Raw genomic sequence first — 22,859 nt, forward strand, 5'->3', positions numbered from 1 at the left:
GTAGTTAATATCCAAAAAGAAAAATAGGTAGTATCTTGCCGCAAATTCAAAACTGTTCTGTTGAAACATCTATTCCTGCTGGTAGTATTCTTCTGCGGAAGCTACGCCGGTTATGCCCAAAGCCCGCTCAATAAAACGGTTACAGTCGACGCCGACCGCCAACCCCTTGCTGTAGTACTAGATAACATTAGTATGCAGGGCGGATTTCATTTTTCTTATGTAAAGGAATTTATTCATGACGATAGTCTCGTAACAGTACATGTCACCAACAAGTCGGTAAAACAGGTCCTGGACATGCTGTTCCAGGGCAATTTCCAGTTCCGTGAAATAGGTAACCAGATCATTATACAACCCGGTACTTCATCCAAAGAGAAATGGTTCGTGGTAAGCGGACATGTAAAAGACGCTGTCACCGGCTCACCTATCAGCAATGCCAGCGTCTATGAAAGAATGCAGCTCATCTCCACCATGACCAACGACCAGGGTTATTACAAGATACGCCTGCGTGAAAGAGAAAAGACCGCCGCCATGCTGACCGTTAGTAAGGAACTGTACCGGGATACCATCATGCTGATAATTGCAGGTCATGACCAGGAACTGGACGCCAGTATTAAACCGGCTCCTCCCATACAGCTTAGCGTAGTAGATGTAAATAAGTATTCCCATGTAGAGCAGACCATGTTCGGCCGCTTCTTTCTATCCTCCCGCCAGCGGATGCAGAGTCTCAACCTGAGCGATTTCTTTACCAAACAGCCTTACCAGTACTCGCTTGTTCCTGCTATTGGTACACATGGCAAAATAGGCTCACAGGTGATCAATAAATTTTCCCTGAACCTGATTGGTGGTTATACCGCAGGTCTCAGCGGGGTCGAACTGGCCGGGGTGTTTAACATCGATCAGAAGAACGTGAAGTGGGTGCAGATCGCAGGGATATCTAATATCGTCGGCGGACGTATGACCGGCGTCCAATTGGCCGGTGTACATAACCATACCATGGATTCATTGAAAGGTGTACAGGCAGCCGGGGTAAGTAATATGCTGAAACGTGGTTTCCGCGGAGCACAGCTGAGCGGGATATATAGTCAGACTGGCGGCGAATCAAAAGGTGCGCAACTTTCCGGCGCCATCAGCCATGCCGGAGGCAATACTGAGGGCGTACAGGCAGCCGGCGTCATCGGTGTGGCAAGAGGAACCGTCAGCGGCGCACAGCTGGCAGGTGGGGTCAACTATGCCCAGGGTATTGGAGGGGCGCAGATTGGCGGTATGGTGAATGTTAATATCGATACCACCAACGGCGCACAGATATCCGGCGCTATTAACTACACCAGCCGGCTAAAGGGCGCTCAGATAGCGGGTTTGGTGAATGTCAATATCGATACCACCAGCGGCGCTCAGATATCCGGCGCTATTAACTATACCAGCGGACTAAAGGGCGCTGAGATTGCTGGTTTGGTGAATGTCAATATCGATACTACTAACGGCGCACAGATATCCGGCGCTATTAACTATACCAGGCGACTAAAGGGCGCTCAGATCGCTGGTTTGGTGAATGTCAGTATAGACACCACCATCGGCACTCAGATATCCGGCCTGGTCAACTATGCCGGCATTCTTAAAGGTGTACAGATTGGACTACTGAACTACGCTGATTCCTCCGATGGTTACAGCATTGGCCTGGTTAGCTTTGTTAGAAGGGGTTATCACCAGGTACAGGTCTATACCAACGAGATCCTGGAACTGAACGTGGCCTATAAATCCGGTAACCGCAAGTTATACAGCCTCATCGTGGCAGGCATGAGCCTGGGCGACAAGCGGGCCTACTCCTTCGGTTACGGTATCGGCCATGATTTCAGATTATCTCCTTTCTCCTTTATTACTGCCGAATTGACCTCACAATACCTCTACGTAGGCAACTGGAACTCTACCAATACCATGGCCAGATTACAAGCTGCCTGGAACAGGCGGCTGGCAAAAAAGATCACTTTCTTTGCCGGCCCGACGTTTACCGTTTATCATAGCGACAAACTGGATGTGTCTGAACCGGATCATGAAATAAAGGTCCCCAGGCACTACAGCCCCTTCGATTTTGGCGAAGGGATCCTCGGCTGGTTTGGCTGGCATATCGGCATCGGGTTTTTCTAGATTATTTGGTAATTTTGCCCCTTCATTTTTTAAACGGTAAAATTTAAACTCAGGTAATGTCAAAAGTTAAAGTAGGTTTTGTGCAAATGTCCTGCAGCAAAGACAAGGCTGAAAACCTTGCCAAGGCTAGCAAAGGTATCCGTGACGCCGCCGCTAAAGGTGCGCAGATCGTTTGTTTGCAGGAATTGTTTACTTCCCTTTATTTCTGTGATGTGGAGGATTATGAGAATTTCTCCCTGGCAGAACCTATCCCCGGTCCGTCTACCGACTCTCTGCAGAAAGTAGCGGCTGAACTGGGCGTCGTGATCATCGCCTCCCTCTTCGAGAAACGTGCACAGGGCCTCTACCACAACACCACTGCCGTACTGGATGCAGACGGGACCTACCTGGGTAAATACCGTAAAATGCATATCCCGGACGATCCGGCTTATTACGAGAAATTCTACTTCACCCCGGGCGACCTGGGATATAAAGTCTTCAAGACGAAATTCGCTACCCTCGGTGTACTCATCTGCTGGGACCAGTGGTATCCGGAAGCTGCCAGGATCACTGCCCTCATGGGCGCTGAAATACTGTTCTATCCAACTGCTATCGGCTGGGCTACCTCTCAGGACGAAGCCACCAACACAGAACAGTACAACGCATGGCAGACCATCCAGCGCAGTCACGCGGTTGCCAACGGCATACACGTAGTTAGCGTGAACCGTGTAGGTTTCGAACAGGATGGCCTCATGAAATTCTGGGGTGGTTCCTTCATCTCCAATCCATTCGGCACTATTATCTACCAGGCGTCTCACGACCAGGAAGAAGTGCATGTACAGGAACTGGACCTGAATACGACCGACAGGTACCGTACTCACTGGCCGTTTATGCGCGACAGAAGAATTGACTCTTACGCTCCTATCACTAAAAGATTTATCGACGAAGCATAATGATAAACGGACAACCAACGCTGAAACAGCAGGGATACTTCTTCCCTGCCGAATTCCATCCGCATGTCGCTACCTGGCTGAGCTGGCCTCATAAAGAAGCCAGCTGGCCCGGAAAGATCCATACGATCTATCCTTACTACAGCCAGTTTGTAAAATACCTGGCGGAAAGTGAACTGGTCCGTATCAATGTGAATGACGAAGCCATGAAGGCATTCGCTACCGGTCACCTGCGCAACGCCGGCGTAAACATGGACAAGGTGGAGTTCTTCTTCCATCCTACCAACGACGCCTGGTGCCGTGACCATGGCCCTGCTTTCCTCATCAATCCGGCTGCAGAACAGAAAAAAGTTATCGTAGACTGGAATTATAACGCCTGGGGCGGCAAATATCCTCCTTTCGACAAAGACGACATCGTCCCTACCCGTATCGCGGAACATTTCAAGCTGCCGGTGTACAATCCGGGCATCATCATGGAAGGCGGTTCTGTGGAATTTAACGGAAAAGGCACCGTCCTGACCTCCTGCTGCTGCCTCCTGAACGAAAACCGGAATCCGCATCTGAACAGGGAGCAGATAGAAGTGTATCTACAAGACTATTATGGTGTTGACCAGGTGCTCTGGGTAGATGAAGGGATTGTGGGTGATGATACAGACGGCCATATTGACGATACCATTCGTTTTGTAAATGAAGATACCGTTCTCACCGTTGTAGAGAGCAATAAACAGGATGAAAACTACGAACTGCTGCAGGGCAACCTCCGCCAGTTACAACAGATGCGCCTCCTGAATGGTAAGCAGCTGAATGTCGTAGAACTACCTATGCCTGATGCGGTTGCATACGACGACCAGCGCCTGCCGGCCTCATATGCTAATTTCTACATCAGCAACAAGCATGTAATCGTTCCTGTTTACAACTGTAAGAACGACGATAAAGCATTGCAGATAATCGCGGAATGTTTCAAGGATCGTCAGGTAGTAGGAATTGACTCTACCGAGATCATCTGGGGCCTGGGCAGCTTTCACTGCCTGAGCCAGCAGGAACCTGCTGTTTAAACCGGTTAGAAACAATATTTTAAGCCTGTTAGGAATAAAACTCCTGGCAGGCTTTTCTCTTGCCTTCATTTTCTGAGTTAAAGGCTTCTAAGCGCTTATTTATGGACGAGTCTGCATAGGTTATGTAAACTAGTGCGTTACACTTCGATTGTGCTGCCGGCCTGACACCTTACCTGAAACTTCTCACCCGGCAACCGCTATTACAGAGGCATATCAAAGGCATATCAAAGGCATGTATAATGCATGCTATGGAGGTTCAAAATTGGTCAACCTGCCTCCCTGCCAATATTACAGTACAACCCAGCGGCCCCGCTCCCTATTCACGTGGCTACCAGCTTTTTCTTTTAAAACGCGTTCACCCGTTTAATGTCATAACATTGTTAAACCTCAGTCTACTGCAGAGCTTAAATTAACCTCTTTCACAATTCTTTAGCATTTTCTGCGTTAAATTTGCATTAGTCGTTTTAACAAAACACAGCCGGACTGCGAGCAGGCCCGGCTTATTTTTAACAAATTCCAATCCTGTTCCATTGATGAAGAAACCTGTTAAGAAATTCATTAAATACGCCCTTACCGCCGGTCTGTTTGCCGGGATCCTTTTTACCATTGCTCCCTCTGCCGGGAATAAAACGAAGATCATTCCCCTTGCCGAAAGCAACTTCAATAATAAACAGGCACTGTTTGCCGCATTGAAGCTGGACTCACTGGGATTATCTAAAGAGGCGTTCGAATATGCCCTGTCCGGTTTGGAAAAGCTGGATAAAGAAGGCAGACTGAAAAATCCCGATCTGCTGACCATCGCCGACTTTAGTCAACCGTCGAATAAGAAACGCTTATTCGTGATTGACCTGAAAAAGGAAACTGTACTGTTTAACACTTTCGTATCTCACGGGCGAAATTCAGGCACTGCTGTTGCCACCGCTTTCTCCAATGCGCCAGAAAGCTTTAAGAGCAGCCTGGGATTCTATGTGACTGGTGAGACATACAAGGGTCAGCATGGTTATTCCCTGCGTTTGGAAGGCGAAGAAGAAGGTATTAATGACAATGCCATGAGCAGGGGTATCGTGATGCACAGTGCGGCATATGTCAGCGAAAAGATCGCAAAATTGCAGGGATATGTGGGACGTAGCCTGGGTTGCCCGGCTATTCCTGAAAAGGTACATAAACAGATCATCGAAGTCATTAAAGATGGCAGCTGTCTGTTCCTGTACAGTCCCGATAAATCATACATGGCTAATTCAAAGATGTTGGCGGCGGAGAAAGACACTACTGTCGCTTAAAGATGCGAATCTGACATCCATTTTCCAATAATTAAATCAGATCCACTCATCCTTCATCCTCCCTGGCCCCTCTTCAGATACCCACATGACAGCGTCTACGCTTGCACGCTGCAATAACATTACCGGCCTCTGCATGGTGATAATGCGTGTACCGAAAAGGGCCAGGGGGATGGGATGAATTTTATATGATGTCGTAGTGATCAGGATCTTGGTTATTTCGGATCTGTAAAGAGTTTATAGGCTGTATAAGCATCATGGTCATAAATATCCTCTCTGAACTGCAGTCTTCCTGCCTCGTCGACCCAGACGGTATAATACGTGATCAACACTGGTACCGGGTCCTTTATCTTAACGTATTTCTCCTTCCCACTGTTCATTGCACTATCAATTTTTTCTGGCGTCCAGGTACTATTATCTGCTAACAGGTAGTTGGCTAACCTGACAGGATCTCCTAAGCGGATACAACCGTGACTGAAAGCCCGTTTATCTTTTTCGAACAGATACTTCTGGTTAGTGTCGTGAAAGTAGATATTGAAACTGTTAGGGAACAGGAACTTCACCTTTCCCAGCGGGTTATCGTCTCCCGGCAATTGCCTGATAACAGGTAGTCCGTTCCGCTCTCCCGTCACCTCCATATTCTTTTCACTCAGATAATTACTGTTGCGCGCTATTGCCGGTAATATCTCCTCGCGCACGATACTGTTAGGCAGGTTCCAGTAAGGACTGAATACAATCTGGTTAAGATCGCCCGAGAACATGGTGGTATTCTTACCTTCCTTACCGACTACCACCGGCATGTCAAACTCCTTATTTTTATTATTCCATACATGCAGTGCGAACTCCGGAATGTTTACCAGTATAAGACGGCCTTCCGGCGCAGGCGGCGCCCAGCGCATCCGCTCAAGGTTAATAAGCATAGCCTGCACCAGCTTAATGGCGGGAATATTCATTTCACGCAGCAGCGTATCTGTAATAACGCCTTTGGGCGTATGACCATGGGTCGCTTCGAACAATTTCACTGCGTTCTCCAATCCGTCATTGAATATAGTCGTCGTATCCTGCTCAGGATATTCCCCCGTGATCTGTAAACGCCTTTTCACCCAGCCAATAAGGGCAGTACTGTCTCCCTTTTTATACCGTTTCTTCTTCTCTACAGTAATCGTGTCCCATCCTCCTTTCTTCGCAATGTCCATATATTGCTGTAACGGTTTTAAAAGCGCGCTATATGTACTGTTTATTGCCTCTTTATTCTTATCGTCGAGAACAGCAGCTGCCCGCTTCATGGTTTCCTCCTTCTTTGCAGGCACCACACTCTCCAGGCCTTCTATTGTTTTATCAGGACCAATATTCAGGTAATAATCGATAAGACGCAGGGTCAGTTGCAACTCGGTCTTTACGATATCGGCATCCCGCGGAGAAGCCGCAGAATCGATATCGCCGGTCATCATAGCGTTCAGCCGGTATTCGAGCGACTTATTATTCTCACTCGTATCCACGCTGTAATCATAGAGACTGCGGAAGCCATAGGCCTGTTCATTCAACCCATGACTATCAAACCAGGCAAACTCATAATTACGTGCGTTGTAAAAGCTGCGCAAGCGGTTAGCCAACGTATCGTTCAGCTTTTGCTTCGCGATGAATTTACTTACGTCACTGGTGTCAAGAAAGAGATCATTGTAAGCATTCGCAGGTGTAACCTGGGTGTTTCGGGGTGTAATGGTCAAAGTCTCGTGTTGCTCCTCTGCACTTTTGTTATTGCAGCTATATGAAAAGATGAGCAACGCGCATACGGTCACCAACAATATATTGATCGTTCTCATGCTTTACCCGGATACAAAAGGCGTGCCTCTGCCCTGAGCTCCCAGACAACAGAGATCCATTCACCATATGTTTGTAGCACGGCGTCCACCACTGGGACCGCATAATGGGGTCATTCGCCACAATCGGCCGTAGGCGCCGTGTATTTGTAACGCTGGTTTTCAACCCCGGAGGATATAGGATTCAACTACGGAATATAGGTTTCATCCCGGTATATTGGATTCAATCCCGGCAACAACAAACCGGGCAACAAAACGCCAATCGGCTCCGTAGGTGCCGTGTGTTTGTAGCGCGGGGTTTCAACCCCGGGGAACCGGGAATATGGGATAACCCTGAATATTGGATTCAATCCCGGCAACAACAACAAACCGGGCAACAAAACGCCAATCGGCTCCGTAGGTGCCGTGTGTTTGTAGCGCGGGGTTTCAACCCCGGGGATGAACGGGTTTCAACCCGGAATGGGGATTACAACCCCGGGGAATATGGGATAACCCCCGAATATGGGATTCAACCCTGGGGATATAAATTTCAACCCCGAATATAGGTTTCCCCCGCGGGACCGCACAATGGGTTCACATTCTAGAAATTCAACGTCTTCCCTTCTTTATTGAACTCCTTACGTATACCCGTCAGTATATCTTTCAGTAAAATAGTCTTACTATTTTTCCTGAGCGCTGCGAGGCAACTATATTGCACTACATTGATGATAGCTCCTCCGGCCAGTTCATATTTCTTAGCGATGTCTTCCAGGCTTACATCCGCATCCAGCTGTACCTGTGGAGGGAACGACTGCTGCCAGAGACGTTGCCGCTGCGCCGGCCCGGGAACAGGGAAATAGATCATCGACTGGAACCTTCTTCCGAAGGCTTCGTCAATATTCGCCTTCAGGTTGGTAGCAAGCACGACCAGCCCGGGGAAATCTTCTATCCTTTGCAGCAGGTACGCCACTTCCTGGTTAGCGTAACGGTCATGCGAAGAGTTGGTAGCACTACGCTTACCGAACAAGGCATCCGCTTCATCAAAGAAGAGGATCCAGTTCTTATTTGCTGCCTGATCAAAGACGCCCGCCAGGTTCTTCTCCGTTTCACCGATATACTTGGATACCACCATAGACAGGTCAATACGGTATACATCCAGTTGGAATGTCTTCCCCAGCAGGCAGGCGGTAAATGATTTACCCGTTCCCGGCGGACCATAGAACAAGGCCCTGTAACCGGGTTTGATCCTGCTCTCCATCTGCCATTCCTTCATCAGTGTAGGACCGTGTTCTATCCAGGTACGGATCTCTTCTACTTCTGCCATGATATGCTGGTCCAGCACAAGGTCTTTCCAGTCCAGGTCTGTGCGGATCTGTTTTGCGGGAAACTGTGTACTGTAATGCGGCTGATACGCCGTACCATGTGTAAAGAAGCTCAGGTACTCCGAAGAGATCTGCAGGCCGCCACTTAGGGAAGGCTCGTCTACATGCGCCGACACAAGTTTCAACATATTATGCCTCGCAAAGAAATGCCCCGGGCTGAATAACTGCAGCAACTGAAAACGCTGTTGCAGGTCATTGGCTGCCAGCAGGAACGCCGCTGTCTCACCCGTTGGCAGAAAGCCACCATGCTGGTTACCCTTGATACCGCCAAATTCTGTAAAGCCCCTGTCATAAGTACTGTTCTTGACGAAGAAAACGTCCAGCAGCTGCGGTTGTATATGCGGACATAAAGCCAGCAACAGCACCAGTCTTTCGGGTACGCTCATATTATAGTGACTGACGATCTGGGAATACACCGCCCCCTTTACGCCCGGTGGCGGAGGGGGTTCTTCAGCCACATAGGTATGTGCCTGCTCAAAATACTGTTTCATTCTCATTTGCAGTATTTCGCTGAACCATTGCAGATCGTTGTATAAAGCTGTTGCATTGGCTGCAATCAGGTGATTGTCCATTCGGTATATAACATTTTAGGGAGCCAGGCAAATCGCATCATGCCATAACTCCAGGGTAGTGTCTGTAAAATAATATCATAGCTGCGTTGCTTCACCTGCAACATCCAGGCTTCCTCTGTTTGCCAGAGCAGGCCCTCCCGCTTCAGGAAGGATGCCCTGAACCCTTCTACGGAGCTATTATGCATCTTCGGCCATTGCTGGATGGCTGCGCCTATCAGTGAACGCGCCAGCGCCTTCTCCGCGTCCGTTATTTCAATGTCAGGGATCAGTGGTTCCTCCCAGGGCATATTACACAGTACCTTGTTCAACAACAATGCATGCTCCTGCTGCTCCTGGCCGTCATCTACCAGTAGCTGTAATAGTCTGACAGCTTTGTGCCGGGCCATTTCATTCACAAATTTTCCTGCTGACAATAACTCCAGGCGGGAGAAATAAGTATGGAAGAACGGATGCAGCAACACCAGGCCTGCATTCTGTGTAGCCACCGCCTGTTCCGCGGTTCCTGCTATCGGCTGCTTTCTGCCGAAGAGACTTTCATAAGGTCTTTCTTCCTGCATAGGTGCTGGTACTTCGTCTTTTCGACGGGCAGGTACCAGTGCCTGTTGCTCTTCAGATACTGCAACGGCCTGCGTTGCACTTGTTTTCAATATAGCCGCCGTAGCCTGTTGCAACACCGGCACTGCTGCACGGATCTGTGTAAACGATGATACCGTCCCCATATCATAACTGACAATTGCCTTCAGCAGTTTGTGCATGGTTGTCTCGTCATAACTGCCGATGAACTTCGCCAGGTGGGTGATATAGTCGTCGCTGTTATTCACTTGTATCTTTCCTGATAGCCACAACAGATTGAAGCGGCGGAAAAGTAACCGGATACGCTCCCGCTCCAGGTTATCCGTCAGCAGGCTTTCCATCAGGCCCTGCCACTCCTTCAATGCAGTGATGGTATGATTGCCCCACAACAGCGGTAATGCATCACGCATCATCTGCCAGAAATCATCTTCGGTAGTATGTAGTGCTACCTGTTGTAATACGGCTACCGGCGCCAGTACGCTCCGGTAAAACGCCAGTCGCTCGGTATGAGAACGCTGCTGGTATTGCAGCCATATCTCCCTGAAGCTGTTCCGGTGTTGTATGAATGTATGCGGCAATGCCTGTTGCAGGAATTGAATGGTATCCTGCTCAGCATAGACCTGCAATTGTTTGCGGATGTTCTCTTCCAGCGGTGTGACCGGCCTGTCAAACAAGCGATGTACTTCCAGCCTCGCCTGCAATTGATGCACCGGCTGCTCCCACATGGACGCCAGCAAGAGCGGACGTTTCCTGAACAGCAGGATCACTGCCTGCTTCAGCAACACATCCTGGCGCCCTGTCTGTAATCTGCTGAACCACAGGGGCAATGGCTGGCCGGTGATAAATGCACGGAACAAGACCACCGCCTGCTCCCATACCTCTTCCCGGTCTTCTTTGCTGACGATCGTGTCGTAGTTGATCCATAACAATGGCAGCGGCAGGTCGCTATGCATGCCTCCCGGCAGTGGCAGTAAACGGGGCGCCACCACATTCTCATAGGCATTGTGCGGCATCACAACCAGCGACTGTCCACCAGTCGAATGCAATCCCGCCGCTTCATTCTCTTCATACAATACCTGAATGAAAGTGACGAAAGAATCTGAAGGAATGTATTGCCGGTAGGTATCTATCGCTTTGCGGAAAATATATAACAGGTGAAAATAATCGACGTTGAAGTGCCGCGCCAGTCTTTCCAGGTTACGGCGGATGAACTGTTTCCTGTTGAACTGACCACTGTTGTCTGTAACCAGATAGGTGAGCACAAACAGCCATACCGCCCGCTCAAACTCACTCTGGGCATTCTGCACCAGCGGCTGCCGGTTGTGCAGCGTGATCACCCCGGTAATATACCCTAAAATGAAAGTGGCCTGTGCTTCTTCCAGTGAAGTGATGATCTGCTGCACCACATTCCGCGAGAAATGCCAGGCAATCCTTTTCAGGATATAATCCTGCTGCGCGATATTGGTAATGAACAATGCAAAACGCCCCGGATTATCTTCGATCAATGCCAGCAACATGGTTTCGAGTTCTCCTCCTTCCTCAGGTAGCGCCCACCAGGGCAAGCTCCCTGTACGCAGGTAATGCTCCAACACTGCATAATAACGGTCTGCCTCCGTACGGAAGTGCAATCCCTCTACCGCATCATTATGCTGATCCGCTTTAGCAATACGCTCCCGTAAAGCTTTTTCCAGCGCCTCGGGCAACAAGCGGATGATGTCCTGCTCAAAATTGACATAAGGTAAGGTGCCCAGGTCTATCTCCAGCTGCGATATCCAGACGCTCTCCGTAGGCGACAATACCCGCTCGATGACAGTTTCCGCAGCTGCGGATAGATGGAGGTTGAACAAGCTGCTGAATTTGTCATGCAAAGCCCTGGCATTATCCTGATCTGTATACTGCACATCAAACGTCCACTTGCGGATAATATGTTCTCCCTTACCCATTTACGGCCGCCTGTTTTTAGTGAGGAATTCCAGCAGCTTCGAACGCTGTGGTGGCACAATACCATTGGTATAAAAATCTGGCAATGCCTTTAACCAGGGATAGTACAGGCCTTCGAACTGACGCATGTCGGCAATACTCAGCCAGCGGAAATTGACCTTGTAATAAACAGGGGTCTGCTCACGGATAAGATCTTCCGTGAACTTCCTGAATTCCGCATACTGGAACCTGGCCGGCCACGAAGGCAGTACTATACAGATAGCCGGCCGGTAGAAAGTGTCGGGCATCGCCTGCCCGTTTCCTGAGTCGATGTAATAGTCCATCCGGGGATAATCAGCAATAGATCCCGCCGCTATCTGCCGGAGACTGACCGCTATTTCCGTCATATCGGCTTCCAGGGTCGACTGCGTTGTATATACCAGGCATGATTTCAATAGCTGCTGATACATATCTGATGCGGTCAGTTCCTCCCAGTCTGTCTCTATCAAAAGATTGACTATATTCTCCCGGTCATCGAACGACTGGTAAGTACGTTGTTCCAGCAGCAGTTTTCCTCCGCGTCCCAACAGCCGGAACCCATAGGCGGCCGTCTTCAGCAATGGCCTTAACAGCGCATGTTCTACTATGTAAAAACCTTCCGACTCCCGGCTGATCTCCTGCAGATGCCTGATCATACGGACCTGCGCCTGCGTGGCCGCCTGCTTGCTGAAATGTTTGGCTACCGCATGCCAGGTATTCTGTCCGGGCGCCTTATATAAAACGAGGAAATGATTGTTCGAAGGGTCTTCCACGATCCGGTAGTTGACAGGGTCTACGCCATGCTTTAACAGAGAAACCGGCTGATGACCGAAATAGTACTTCTCTGTACCGATCTCACTATCGGCTATATCATCGCTGTACCAGACAGTTTCACCATTCACATGTATATGTTTTGACTGCGGCACCGGCTGCCATCCGCCCACCTTCATGTCCACATGATCTCTGTTGAAGACCGCCGTCAAAGGCTCCATCAGGTTACGTTCAATATGCAGCAGTTTATACAACCATTGATGGAACCCGGAAAAGAGGCCGGCTCCCTCGGTATATTGCATATAGTTGAAGGCCTGTACACGCTCGGACAAGAGGGCCGGTAGCTTTTGCAGGATGCTGGCCTTCCAGCGCAGCTCACAATTGATCCTGTTCTTCTCATCCGGCGGCTGATAGGTCATCTCATACAGACTGACCGGGTACCTGGGTACCACCATATTGAACCGGGCCAGCAGGTGATCGAAGATGCGCACCTTCCTTTGCTGATACAGTTCATCCTGCTCCGTCATTTGCTGCAGCGACCGTACATATGCATTATCTGAATCGGCCGTAAATGCCTCCCAGCTCTGTTTGCCGGATGTAAAGGCTTTCAGCAGATGTTTTACATGTGGCACATCGTAGAGTGGCTGCGTAAAGTATGTGTTAGATGGAACCTTATTGATATCCGGCGAAAAGACGGCCGACAGGTTGCCCAGTTGCGCCAGGTAGTTGGCCAGGATCTGTTCAAAGAATAAGAGATACGCCTTGAGTTGTTTAGCCTGCGCCCTGCGCTGTGGCGTTTCATAGCGGGATACCTGGTCATTTCCCACGCCATAGATGGCAGGAAAAAAATGCTGCAGGGAGTAATACTGTTTCGCATCACGGTAGGTAGCTTCCAGCGAATGGTCCGCCAGGCCCTTCTCCTGCCCGGTATAGTGCCGCTTCTTCACTTCCCTGATCTTCTGGTACACATTCCAGAATACCGCATCACGGGAATGCTGTTCAAACTGATCGCTGTAAATACCAATATCATTCCGGCTGTCGGCAATGTCCACATAGGGATAATAACCGGGTTGTACGACTACCGGGCGACTGCTAAAATTGACGCCATCTGCCGATACATGCAGGTACTTCACCTGCAATACGCCAGTCACCAGTGAAACCGCCTTTACCATCTCCGAAGGATCGATCTGCTGCTTTCTTTCCAGCAGGTCTTCGTCAGGCACAAAGCCCCGGGTCAACTGAGGCCCGAGGTAAATATCTTCTACGGCATATCCTGCCTCCAACAGCTCCGCCTCTGACAGGAAGCGCACGGAAGGATGTACCACCTGTTCGATCGCATTGCAGATATAAGCCAGCGTTTCCCTTACCGGATAGCGGGGATCCACCATGATAGTAGCCTTGATGGAAATGTGCTGCGCCTTCAGTACCGAGATCTCTTCGAAGTTCTCACCTACACTTCTGTAACGCATCAGGCAATTCCTGACATCCGACACCAGCTTGTCTGCCGCAGACCGGCGCACCTCAATCTCACGTGTCAGTTTATCATCCGGCTGTATAAAGACCCGGTAAGTACCCTTGGACGCACCCGGGGTATATTTAGACAACACAGGCTCGATCCATATATTCTCGACCTCTTCCAGCTGGTCCAGTATCAGCTTACGGTAATCCGCTACAGTTACCGGCCCTGAACTGAGTATATCCGCCTTGCTATAGAACGCATTGTCGGTAGCATTGATACGCCCATTCCTGTCGGCCAGCAACTCATTGACAGGGAAGTCGGTCTTATAAGCCAGATCGGTCAGGGCAAAACATAACTGCTCGAGCATGGTAACGCCCGGGTCATGCAGGTTATAGTCCGTCCAGATATGACCGGATAGCTCCTGTACAAGGGTCAGGGCTTCCGCCCGCAGCCTGGTATATTCCAGTGAGGTATCCCGATCCTTCCCCCGGCTGATCTGTAAAGGAATCTTTGCCATATACAATGCTTAGTGATAATATTCCTCCGGCATGAATGAAGTGTCATCCCACAAACGCATGATGCGGTAATAGATCTCTACATCCGGGCCGTAATTACTGTTGGTACGCAATTGCAGATCATAGTTATGTGTGCTGCCTTTCCATCTTAGTCTCAACCTGTTCCAGAAGAAACCATAGTGGGCAGTAGTTCGGCGTATACTGCCGCGCGACTTCCCGAATGCAGCTACTGCAATGGCATGGATAATGGCAAAGCGGCCGGAATTACGCTTGCCCGTCCGCGCCATTATTTCATACGCATGACAGTTATCCAGCCCGCTGATAATGGAATGCCACCTGCCATCTGCAGGGACCTTCCCCATCATGTAAGTGCCAACGCGCCCCTCCATGGCCACAAAGCCGGCAACATCAATTTTATAGCAGGGATTACATTTTTTGCCTACCCCCATATTCCCATTCAGGTGGAAATAGAAGTTCTTTTCATCCGTTTGTGTTTCCTGGCTGGGATCAGGATTAGCGCCCATCCTGAAACCGGGGTTTTCCCTTTCATCTTTTTCCATCAGGAAAAAAGGCTCCAGGTCATCGTTGGTGCGGTAAAAGGAAACAAACCGTTTGGAAGCGCCCAACGCTGCTACCAGCATACCATTCTCCTCGTCTTTCGAGAAACCGTCCTCCTGCTTATTGATGGTGGAGTCTATCAGATGCGCAAAGTGATGCTCTGTAGGCAGCTTCCCGTTCCGGAAATGCTCCTTCAGTTCTTCTCTGCCATAGATCTTCGTGTTGTTTTTCGTAGCCATAGTCCGTTATTTGGGTTGTATGGTGAGTGAGATAATTTCTCCTTCTGCGTAATGGGAGTCGTCTTCCTCCCGGTAAGTAGTCCGCTCATGCTGCCCAATGATCATCTCTTCGCCGGTGATAACATCACTGATACCTATCGGCTCCGGATCACGGTACTCCCAGTCGTCCAGCACCCTGATAGAGTGATGTAATGCCGGTATCAATATCGCCTCAGCTGTGGAAGCCCTCACATAGTCTGTATTACTCACAGCTGTATCCAGCATGCAATGTATCGGGTTGCCATCTGCATCTCTTTCTGCAAAGAAGTGTACAATGGAAAACCCGGTCACATAAGCGATATAAGGCAGCTTCTTGATATAATTCAGGATGTCTGCTATATAGAGTATGCCACCCATCTTAACGTCCGTATGACTGTCGTACAGCCATGGCGTCATATAATGCCGGATGTCATCCTGTAATTTGATCAGGTAGTAATTCCTGTCGATACTGCTCGTTCCTTTTACAAAACCTACATCACAGATGATCTTGAGCCGCTCGTATTCCGGATGATGCATGGTGACCTTTACGTATGGCGGCAGCAGGTCCTGCACAAACTGGTTGATGCGATACATGGTCGCAATGTCCATCAATGGCTCTTCGCTATCGTAGGTACCGCCTACCGGTGGTTTAGGCACTATCACTAACTGAACGTCTGAATTAGTGATGCCTTTCACACATTTCACGATCAATACCTCAGGGAATGCCTCCAGCACCAGCTGTATGAGATCTATGCCCGACGTAGGCCGCTTCTTGTGACGCAGGCGTTCGCTGACACGCATATAGTACTCTTCAGATGTTTCTGCCGGTCTGCCACCAAAGGAAGGGAACAACTGCCATACCCGCTGAATACCCCTCAGTTCCTTTTGGAACGACTTGATGGACAAAGGGGCCAGTGTTGTACCTGCAGCGGTATCTGTCTGTTCACGCACGGCAAGCGCTGCATTCACGAATATGCCTTTCACCATCGGTGTTATCTGCATTTCTTCGGTAGCAGATAATCTGATCCATTGCAGCTGTTTATCCAGTCGCGTATTACCATAGCAATCCATAGACGGCGTTCGCATGCTGATAATACCACTGCTGATAAATAACTGGGTGGTATCTGTCTGTATCTGATCACTGTTGAACGGTACCCAGCGGTCATTGTAGAGATAACTCCAGTGCAATTTGGGCGACTTGTTCACCGTCGTGTACTTGTAAAACTTCTCATCCATCTGGAACAAGAGGGAGATATCTTCCTGCGGCGACATCTGGTCGAAACCAAGGTACAGACTGGCCTTGTCATCAAAGGATGGCAGGAGCGCAAAATCTTCCTTAAAGGGAGAAGGATATGCCTGCCTGTGCCCATAAGGATAAAGATGAAATATCTGTAAGGCCTGTTCTGTATCATTCGCCTTTTCCGGCTTCATGATCTCTGCCTGCTCCAATATATAATCCACCATAATCGACTTCACCAGCGGCGTATACGGTATATTGGGAATGGGCCTTTTCTTACTCCATCTGCCGGCATTATGTGTTGCCACCTCGGGGAACAAGCGCAGAAACAGCCTGTGACCAAATGCCTCCTGGGGCGCTGCCAGCTCCAGTCGTACTGCCCCATCGGTATAAAAACCATCTGTTACAAATGGCTCTTTGTCCAGCAATGGCTTGTTGTGAAAATGGATCTTTTTCAGATCGATGTCTTTCAGTGTTACGCTGTCAGAAAGTAACAACCGGCCTTCATCGTCGCGATAGGTCTCGAATAAATTCAGTAGCTGCTGTTTATTCCTTTCCGGCTGGAACTGCCCATCTTCATAAGTACTGATCCCTGCTTTGAATGAATCATTGAGCATACCAGCATCATATGCCTCATAATAGGCATTAAAGCCATTGTCCATATGCGGCAGCTCCAGCCATTCTATTTTGAGACGGAAGGTCTTTGTATAAGTGTTGAATATATTGCTATCCTTGATATCCAGGAAAGAGCCTACTGCCGGCTGGGCGCCGAACAACTGGAAGGGGTTCGCAGGACTGAGTGGTCCGGCATTATTGAACAACCTTACAGAGCGGTACCCCTTCACATTCGCCTTGATGGCCACTCTTTCCAGTCGCAATAAAGGCAGGTACGAGTAAGGATGATGAAAGCTGTTGTTGTTCAACAGCAGCTTTATCAATGGCAGGGCGGTCTGGTATTCCCCTTGATGCACCAGAGGATTATACAGCGCAGCCGCAGGAGCGTTGGCATCATAGGTGATACTGATCACCAGACAATTAGGCCCGCATTCAGGCGGCGCGCAACGTATGCTGTGTTTTGCCAGCGTGTACCAGCCTTCTGCCGTTGTATATGATATAATGAGGGCTGATGACAGGAGTTCGTTCATCACCAGCGCTTCCTTCTTGCCCGTTACTGCGGCAAAATTCCTCACATAGGCCAGCAACTTTTCAAAAGAAGCAGCCTCACAGTATAAGGAAATCTCTACCGTGCGACGCCCCTCTGTCAGGTAGAATAAAGGGGATGCAATGATCAGTCCCATATCTGTCTCCTGCATCGTCCGTTGATCCAGGGGCAGTTCCTGCTGCGCTTCCCCCAGCAAAGGCCAGGGTTCAAGTGGCAATGCGCCCGGTAGATGGTCTGCCGGTGCAGTTACCTTATGCAAGGCAGTATAGACCTGCTGTTCTATGATGTCTGACTGCTGCGGATTATTAGCCGATATCTGTTTATAGCTGTTCACATATACAGACCGCAGTGCACGCAGTCTTGTCTGACTGGCGTTCAGATCATGATCCAGCCTGTAAGTGATCGGTGCAGCACCATTGCCCGGATCCACGATCATCGGCGTACCTTTCCTCACTGCCACCGGTACGCTCTGCGGCATGGTGTCTGCAAATACATGCACTTTGTCTGGTACAGCCGGCCGTTGCTGTATACCCAGCACGTTCCGGTAGTAGTATGACAGGTGCTGCCCCGTAAGGCCATTTATTTTATCCTGTAAATGACTGTACAGCTGCGTGAACGCCATCAGCAATCCTATATGCGGATGGTGCTGCATCACATCAGGTTTCCTTCTCAGGTAAGCCTGTGCGGCTGTAGTGATCTGGTAATATTTTGAACGGAGATTGTTATAAATTTCATTGAGCGACTGATATCCGAGATACGTAGGTCCGGCTTCATGCTGCCTGTTGATCAGCCCTGGAAAGAGCACCTGCAGCTCCTTTGTAATGGCCTGTGAACGGAAATAACGTACATTTCTGAACAGCCCTGCTGTCTCTCTTTCAAACTGCAGCGTATGTAATACGTCAAGTTCCAGGCTGTCGTGTAGCTGGTCTGTATAGATCCACGTAAGGCCTTGCAGGTCGGCCTTCTTCAGCTGTTGTAAATGACTGGCCAGTTGTATGGCAATACCGTAAATGAGGTTAAAAAGGTCTGTTAGTGGTGGTTGTAATTGCGCGTCGTTATCGGCCGCGTCGAGTATCTGCGCGATCTCCTGTTGCTGCTCTTGCCAGGAGGTAAAGTCCAGGCGTGAAATAGCAATGATCATGATGAGGACGTCCGCCTGGATAAAATCTTTCCAGTCGCCCTCAATCTCATGTTGAAAGTTAAAATAGTTGAACTGCGAAGACAGGTCCGACAGAAATAATAACAGGTCTTCCTTGCTGCGTTCATCAATCTTCACATAGGATGGCAACAGCGCTTCCAGTTTTCGCTCCGTCTGACTGACGCCATCCCTCATATAATCGAATAATTTATTCATAGCACGTACACGCTAAGGCAAAAGGTTGGGAGACACGATATTGGTGCCTTCCAGGAAATAGAATGGATAGACCATGTTATGCCTGGTGTTGGTAGAAATAATAGAATAGTGTATTTGTAAATGAAGGATACCATGTGCATCGTCACGCAACAGAATGTCGAGGCCTTCGAAATTAACTCTCGGCTCGAAATCCAGTAATGCATGTTCAATAAGATCGCTGATCTCTGTGATCATTCCACTGTCCACTTTCTCAAAAACCAGCCTGTGAAGATTGCATCCAAATGTAGGCTGCATCATTCTTTCTCCGGGCACAGTGCCCAGTATGATGCGGATGCTCTCTTCTATATCAGCAACGGCGTGGCTCATTACCGCACTGCCGCCTGCTTTGTCGAATGCCGGAGGAAATGACCATCCGGTACCCAGAAAAGAATTGATTGACATTTGTAGCTATTTTAACCGCCTATTAATACCGTCGGACACCCCAGCACAATACTGCCTCCATGAGCAGTACTATCGCCCATCCGGGCTGCAGGCTTGCCGCCAATCATGACGGTGGCAGAGCCTTTAATGATGGAATCCGGCGGACCTACACATACGCACATATCGCCCATCACTGCTGCCGGCATCTTGCCTATCAGCACGGTGGGTACACCCGGGCCTGTAATGGGGCCGCCTACATGTGGTATGGGTGGTAGTCCCGGCGTCTGCATGGGACAGGTATGCATATCAGTTAGTCTTGCTGCGGGTGTTCCCATTTCATTTGTGTTTTAGTTAATCATTACCATCGCGCCCTTGATCACCGTCTGACCGGAAGCAGATACCTCCGCTGTGGCAGTCCCTTTGGCCGTAAAGCCCATCTGGGCGGTCTGGTTGATGTTCATGCCTTTCAGCTCCATATCCTGTGTAGCCTGCATGGATACTTTACCGGTCGCCTGCAGGTTGATATTACCTGTTGCTTTCAGTGTAATATCCTTGGGCGTATCCAGTGTTATGCCACTGCTGTCCAGTTTAACACTGTTGTTGTTCTGATCTTTTATTTCGATGGATTTCCCGTCGTCGCTTAGCGTGATCATATTATTACCAGGCGTCGTGATCTTGATGATCTTCTTGTCATCGTCAAAGTTCAGCTGCAGCTTGCTGCGGGTATACAATGCTTTTACATTGTTTTTCTCGTCAGCCTGCGTAAGCGGCGGCACGTTACTCTTGCTGAATAAAGAACCCAGTACAACAGGGAAACGCGGATCGCTTTCCAGGAATCCTACCACTACTTCATCACCTACCTCCGGACAAAAGACCGAACCGGCAGACGACGTTGCATAGTAACTGGCCAGCCGTGCCCAGATCCCTTTCTGATCGGCAGCATTGGAAGCAGGCTTCACCTGTATCCGGTACTGGGAGGCAGGATCTTCAGAGATCTTCACCACCTTTGCCAGCTGCAAGCCGTGTATAGCGGGCATCTGGCCATTGGCAGGCGTATAGGAGAACTGCTCCTTTTCAAAAATAGGTTTGTCGGGGGCTCCAAAGCGTACAGTCGTCTTCCATAGCCCTTCCTCCATAGCATGCCTTACCGCTATGATAAAGGCAGTACCGCTAAAACGATCTCCGACACCTGACAATTCCAGCGTTTTTCCTGGTTTAGCGAGCGCATTACCAATGAAGGAAACAGTTCCTTTCATGGCATTCATACGCATGCGCAGCAGGGTGCTGTCAGCCCACGACTTCAGGTCGGCCTGTGGCAGCGGGGTGCTGGAAATGAGTTTCAGCTGTGTTTGCGACAGCTTCTCTGAGAATGATTGAGCCGTGAGATTGCCGTGGGTATTCAGGCTCGGCTCCGTCGCACTCGATGTGATGAGAGCCAGTGTTTGCGGGTCCCAGGCGGCAGCTTCCAAGGTAGGCGGCTGCTTTTCTGCATTCAGCTCAGCATCGAAAGAGATCATCCCGTCACCATACCCGACCGCCAGCACGGCAGCGTCAGTGAATTTCGGCTTACCGATCGTGATCGAATCATCGTCCAGCACCGTGATGTAACCATTATACGCTGCCCTGGCCAGGATAAAGTCCCAGTCAGTAGCCGACTTCTGGAACAGCACTTCCTGCTGGGCGCTGGTACTGTCTACCGTAACAGAAAGACCATAAGTGCCCACGATCTTCTGTATCACATCGCTGTCAGTCGAATCGGAAAACTCCCCCTCTTTCTGGTTCAGCGTCATCTTCACGGCTTCATGCTTACAGGTCACCACCACCTGGAACAGCTTCGAACTGCTCAGGCGCACCGCCTGCTTAACGATCACACCTTTGAAAACGGATTGTTCGGTATCTTCTCCATAACCGGCAGTGATCGAGATGGTGTTACCGGGTACCAGGTCGGTACCTTCACTGGTGGGAAAAGTACCACCATCACCATCTTCACCGATATCGCCACTGCCTTCTACAAACACGATCTCCGCATAAGAGATCTTATTGATCTCATGCGAAATATGGATAGACACTACGCCGAATTTCTCCTGCACGGCATTGCCGTTGGCCGTCACGGTGAACCGGAGCGTAGGATCTGATATATTAGTAACACTCTGAGCCGGCATTTACGCTTTCTTTAATGGTGGAAAATACAGTTCATCACCCGGCCTGATCGCATGAACACTACTTAGTCCGTTAATCCTGGCTACTTCCATATAATAGGAAGGATCGCCATAAATGCGGTAAGCCATTATAGGCAGTGTATCTCCGGCCTTTACGGTACGGATATGCGTCAGATCCGGTGAGGACGCCTTCGCCTTTTGTTTCTTCGTTTTAAAGTCAAGCGATTTTGCGATCACCAGCTTTACTTCCGCCCTTAAAGCTGAACCGTCCGGATTAAACAATTTGTAGTTGGTCGTAACGCTGGTGCATACACCCTTGTATACAAAATTGCCCCAGGAGATCTTGAGGAAATTGGGCCTGTGTTTATCTCCCTGATAGTAAAACATCACCTTGCGCAAGCTCTCAATATAACCATCCACAGTCTGGTTATCAGGTATCGGAATGATACCGGTACCATCTACCAGCAGATCGAGATTCAGGTCGGAGTCGCCCATTCCTGTAAAGATCATGGTCTGGTCAGCTTTGTTCAGTTCCTCCGACGGCTCGTATTCCGCTTTATAGGTCAGGGAATAAGCACTGGGATTGATCATGGCATTGATCGTGCTCAGGAGCTGGCCAACGCAGGCCGCATCCGCATAAGCTGCAATCTGTAGTTTCTTGATCTCTCCCATAGTTATCTGTCAGCTTCAGTTTTCATCCTGCTCAGGATCTTGTCCATACATTCCCTGATAATACTTTCCTTCCACTGGCGCAGCGCTTTCTCATCCGGCAGCGCAGTAGCAGGTTTGCCCGAATCTGTAGAGACGGTCACCTTGATCACTAGTTCTCTTACTTCAAGTGGCATCGCTTATCAGTTAAACTTTTCAAAATATTTGTAGGCCAGCTCCAGGGTCTCTATCGCAATCTCCCCTTCTTTCGCCTTGAGGCCTGAGACTTCCATCTTTACGGGATAGGCGCCATAGAACTTCCAGACGTAGAGGGGCTGGTGCAGCTCATCCAGCAGCATGACCACAACTGTTGTAGGTTTGAATTTAAAGGTGGATAAGGTAGTCCTTACCCAATCGGTAACGACAGAGCCGACCAGCAAGCCACGCTTCAACACCAGGTTGCTATATTGAGGAGGGGAAGGCAGTTTGTAAACAAACTGATTCTCTCCCCCTTCCTTTACTGGTTCTGTGGCTATGTTAACGGAAATGCCGCTCACCTCCTGGAAATTCCCTTCTTCCTTACCCAGGTAATTGATAAAGTTCACCTTGTAATGGAAGCCTGTCATCGGAT

At 49.4% G+C, this 22,859-nt stretch carries 16 protein-coding genes; 4 read left to right on the forward strand and 12 right to left on the reverse strand.

Annotation, left to right across the window (positions count from 1 at the left end):
• Positions 1 to 60 precede the first annotated feature (60 nt).
• The 4 genes from L3C95_RS23825 to L3C95_RS23840 all read left to right on the forward strand — a co-directional run bounded on the left by L3C95_RS23825 (position 61) and on the right by L3C95_RS23840 (position 5,406).
• Complete coding sequence (locus tag L3C95_RS23825) at positions 61 to 2,142, forward strand: STN and carboxypeptidase regulatory-like domain-containing protein (RefSeq protein WP_236391404.1); 2,082 nt, start codon at positions 61 to 63, stop codon at positions 2,140 to 2,142.
• A 56-nt stretch (positions 2,143 to 2,198) separates the two neighbouring features.
• Positions 2,199 to 3,074 carry a carbon-nitrogen hydrolase gene (locus tag L3C95_RS23830; protein ID WP_236391406.1) on the forward strand — a complete coding sequence of 292 codons (876 nt, stop codon included), beginning with the start codon at positions 2,199 to 2,201 and terminating at the stop codon, positions 3,072 to 3,074.
• Entirely contained in the window at positions 3,074 to 4,126 is a 1,053-nt protein-coding gene (locus tag L3C95_RS23835) for an agmatine/peptidylarginine deiminase (protein ID WP_236391407.1), read from the forward strand. Before L3C95_RS23830 ends, L3C95_RS23835 begins: the two co-directional genes overlap by 1 nt.
• 533 nt (positions 4,127 to 4,659) lie before the next feature.
• Positions 4,660 to 5,406 (forward strand): murein L,D-transpeptidase catalytic domain family protein, encoded by a 747-nt coding sequence (locus L3C95_RS23840; RefSeq protein WP_236391409.1) that lies wholly within the window; start codon positions 4,660 to 4,662, stop codon positions 5,404 to 5,406.
• 212 nt (positions 5,407 to 5,618) lie between these two features.
• Here L3C95_RS23840 and L3C95_RS23845 read toward each other — a convergent pair whose 3' ends face one another.
• From L3C95_RS23845 to L3C95_RS23900, 12 genes are all read right to left on the reverse strand, one after another.
• Positions 5,619 to 7,226, reverse strand: a complete 1,608-nt coding sequence (locus tag L3C95_RS23845) for a murein L,D-transpeptidase (protein WP_236391411.1) — start codon at positions 7,224 to 7,226, stop codon at positions 5,619 to 5,621.
• 577 nt (positions 7,227 to 7,803) lie between these two features.
• Positions 7,804 to 9,156: an ATP-binding protein gene (locus tag L3C95_RS23850; protein ID WP_236391412.1), complete on the reverse strand. Its 1,353-nt coding sequence runs from the start codon at positions 9,154 to 9,156 to the stop codon at positions 7,804 to 7,806.
• On the reverse strand, positions 9,141 to 11,672 hold the full coding sequence (locus tag L3C95_RS23855) for a contractile injection system tape measure protein (RefSeq protein WP_236391413.1): 2,532 nt from the start codon (positions 11,670 to 11,672) through the stop codon (positions 9,141 to 9,143). The genes L3C95_RS23850 and L3C95_RS23855 overlap by 16 nt, the downstream gene beginning before the upstream one ends.
• Positions 11,673 to 14,435, reverse strand: a complete 2,763-nt coding sequence (locus L3C95_RS23860; RefSeq protein WP_236391414.1) for a hypothetical protein — start codon at positions 14,433 to 14,435, stop codon at positions 11,673 to 11,675.
• A 9-nt stretch (positions 14,436 to 14,444) separates the two neighbouring features.
• Positions 14,445 to 15,230, reverse strand: a complete 786-nt coding sequence (locus L3C95_RS23865) for a hypothetical protein (RefSeq protein ID WP_236391417.1) — start codon at positions 15,228 to 15,230, stop codon at positions 14,445 to 14,447.
• A 6-nt stretch (positions 15,231 to 15,236) separates the two neighbouring features.
• Positions 15,237 to 19,001 (reverse strand): hypothetical protein, encoded by a 3,765-nt coding sequence (locus L3C95_RS23870; protein WP_236391420.1) that lies wholly within the window; start codon positions 18,999 to 19,001, stop codon positions 15,237 to 15,239.
• 12 nt (positions 19,002 to 19,013) lie between these two features.
• On the reverse strand, positions 19,014 to 19,442 hold the full coding sequence (locus L3C95_RS23875; protein WP_236391423.1) for a GPW/gp25 family protein: 429 nt from the start codon (positions 19,440 to 19,442) through the stop codon (positions 19,014 to 19,016).
• An 11-nt stretch (positions 19,443 to 19,453) separates the two neighbouring features.
• The gene (locus L3C95_RS23880; protein WP_236391425.1) at positions 19,454 to 19,756 is read right to left on the reverse strand and encodes a PAAR domain-containing protein; all 303 of its coding nucleotides are present in this window, start codon (positions 19,754 to 19,756) and stop codon (positions 19,454 to 19,456) included.
• A 12-nt stretch (positions 19,757 to 19,768) separates the two neighbouring features.
• Positions 19,769 to 21,583, reverse strand: a complete 1,815-nt coding sequence (gene vgrG / locus L3C95_RS23885) for a type VI secretion system tip protein VgrG (protein ID WP_236391427.1) — start codon at positions 21,581 to 21,583, stop codon at positions 19,769 to 19,771.
• Complete coding sequence (locus tag L3C95_RS23890; RefSeq protein WP_236391429.1) at positions 21,584 to 22,252, reverse strand: CIS tube protein; 669 nt, start codon at positions 22,250 to 22,252, stop codon at positions 21,584 to 21,586.
• A gap of 2 nt (positions 22,253 to 22,254) precedes the next feature.
• On the reverse strand, positions 22,255 to 22,425 hold the full coding sequence (locus L3C95_RS23895; RefSeq protein WP_236391431.1) for a DUF5908 family protein: 171 nt from the start codon (positions 22,423 to 22,425) through the stop codon (positions 22,255 to 22,257).
• A gap of 6 nt (positions 22,426 to 22,431) precedes the next feature.
• Complete coding sequence (locus L3C95_RS23900) at positions 22,432 to 22,854, reverse strand: phage tail protein (protein WP_236391433.1); 423 nt, start codon at positions 22,852 to 22,854, stop codon at positions 22,432 to 22,434.
• Between the last annotated feature and the right edge of the window lie 5 nt (positions 22,855 to 22,859).

The sequence above is a fragment of the Chitinophaga filiformis genome (assembly GCF_021646545.1).
Taxonomy (GTDB): Bacteria; Bacteroidota; Bacteroidia; order Chitinophagales; family Chitinophagaceae; genus Chitinophaga; species Chitinophaga filiformis_A.